The organism is Pseudomonas sp. GW460-LB5, from assembly GCF_059423245.1.
Map to the genome: position 1 here is coordinate 1 of NZ_JBWKXT010000122.1, position 2,045 is coordinate 2,045.

3 protein-coding genes are annotated in these 2,045 nt (G+C 61.5%); all 3 read right to left on the reverse strand.

All coding sequences use genetic code 11. The features are described 5' to 3' along the window. The coding region (locus AC07XM_RS30935; RefSeq protein WP_495046077.1) for a toxin VasX at nucleotides 1-439 on the reverse strand (439 nt) is incomplete at its 3' end. Nucleotides 440-450: 11 nt separating this feature from the next. Further along, nucleotides 451-1,329 (reverse strand): DUF4123 domain-containing protein, encoded by an 879-nt coding sequence (locus tag AC07XM_RS30940; protein ID WP_016486765.1) that lies wholly within the window; start codon nucleotides 1,327-1,329, stop codon nucleotides 451-453. After that, nucleotides 1,329-2,045 (reverse strand): type VI secretion system Vgr family protein (locus AC07XM_RS30945; RefSeq protein ID WP_495046078.1); only part of this gene is annotated, 717 nt, incomplete at its 5' end. The genes AC07XM_RS30945 and AC07XM_RS30940, both read right to left, overlap by 1 nt.

Below are 2,045 nucleotides of genomic sequence, written 5' to 3' on the forward strand. Positions count from 1 at the left end.
CGTCGAGGTCGTACAGGGTGATGGTCCAGCCGAAGCTGCGGATGATGTCATCCAGATTGCCAGTGAGGGGGGCGGGCTCCCACGGTGAGTCGGCGCTGATGTACAGCAGTGAGCCGTTGGGTGCGACGCGGTACTGGCTGTGCCACTCGTAGGCCGGTGCGCTGTGGCGTTTGATCAGCAGGTAGAAAAAACCCTCGCGCAGCGGGCGGATGGCGTAGCTGGAATGGGTCATCTCGCCGACGTCCGAGAATGGGCTGAGATAGCTTGGCAGTTTGGGTAGGCGGGCGCGTTGTGCCGGGTTGCCGCCGATGGCGGCGTAGCGCAGGGGCAGCAGTTCGAAGCGGCGGGTGCAGTTGGCGACGGGGCTGTTGCGCAGGGCGGGGCGGTAGCCGGTGGTGATACGCCTGCACAGCTCGAGGGTTTCGCTCAGAGAGTCCATGGTTATTTGCCTCAGTCCTTGGTGCGCAGGCATCGCTGCACATTGTCCATCAGGGATGTCTGTTGCTCGCGGGTGGCGGCAATCGCCTCCTGCCAGGCCGGTGAGTTACTGAGTTGTTCCCCACCGCGAGCCAACATGAGCACATAGCTGATCAGATCGTCCTCACGGTCCAGGCCTTGCTCGCGTGCCTGATCCAGGTAGTGCTGGATCAAGCCAACCCGCGTGCCGTGGCAAGCGGCAGCCAGGGCAGTGCAGGACGGCTCGCCTTTGAGCAACTCGGCAAGCTGATAGCTCAGTGGGTCACCTGCCAATTCGGCCCAACACGCTTCGTTCAGCGTGATGGGCGGGAAGTGCGTGGATTGGGGCTGATCACCACCGGATATCTGCAGCCACACCCGCTTGTTCGGGTGCGCGACGGGCGACCACCAGTGGTGGATGGGCGCCAGCCATTCGCTTACACCGGGCAGTTCACGGTGCGTATCCAGCACTTGCAAGGCTGCAGCGGTGTGAAAGCGCAGGAGGTACGAATGGCCGTCAGCACCCGTGACGATGTTGGCGCGGCTTAAATGCCGCGCAAGCCGGTCGGGGGGTAGGGCGCTGACTATCCAGCCGCATACTGCGCCCGCTGCACCCTGCTCGAGTTGCCATTGAAAATCATACTGGGCCGAGACATCCGAGCCCGGGCGCGAACCAAACAACCAGGGGCCTGCTGTGCGCAGGTTGGTGAACTGGGCTTGCTGCAGCAGTGGCCAGCAGCGGTCGGCGTAGTACCCGGTCAGTCTTTCCTGCACCTCGGGAGCCAGATTGGCCATTTCCACGATCGCGCTCAGGCGGTAACGGTCGGATACTCGCAGCACCTCGACCATCGCTCTGACAAATGGGCTGGGCATCAGCTTGCTCCTTCCATGCGAATCATGTTGTGGCCGTCGGCGATCGCTTTCAGCAGGCAGCTGAGGCAAATAGGTTCGCCGGGCTCAGGTACACCAGAAGTTGAAGTGATGCGATTGCTACCCGTAGCTTGCTGGTTGACCGGCCCTTTGAAGGACAGCGCAAGGCCGTCCAGCGTGATACCGGCGCCATCGATTCGAAGCAGGCCCGCCGGGCTCCTGATCGTCAGGCTTTCGCTGACCTGAATGTCATAGACCTTGGTGGTGTGCCGGATAGCTTCACCCGTTTTCAGGTTGTGGTGACCGGCCACGACCTGTTCCAGATGGCCGCCGATTTCTACCGTGTGGTTGGCCTTGGTGATGTCCTGGCGGTGGTTGCCTACCTGTTCGATTCGATCCTTGCCTGTGGTGATCGTGTGGGTGCGACCAATGCTCAGGCTGTCGTCGTTGGCGATTTCATGTACCCGGTTCTGGCCAATGCCGACGGACTCGTCACGGGCTACTTCTTCGCGACGGTCCTGCCCAATAGAGATTGTCTCGTCCCGTTCCACGCGTTCCGTGCGGTCGTTGCCCACCCGCGTGGTTTCGTCGTGCTTGACGATGTTGTTCTGGTCTCGCTGGGCATGGATGAACACTTCCTCCTTGCCCAGTTCATCCTCGAAACGCAGCTCGTTAAAACCATCGCCCTTATGGGTCTGGCTCTTGATGGTCATCCGCGT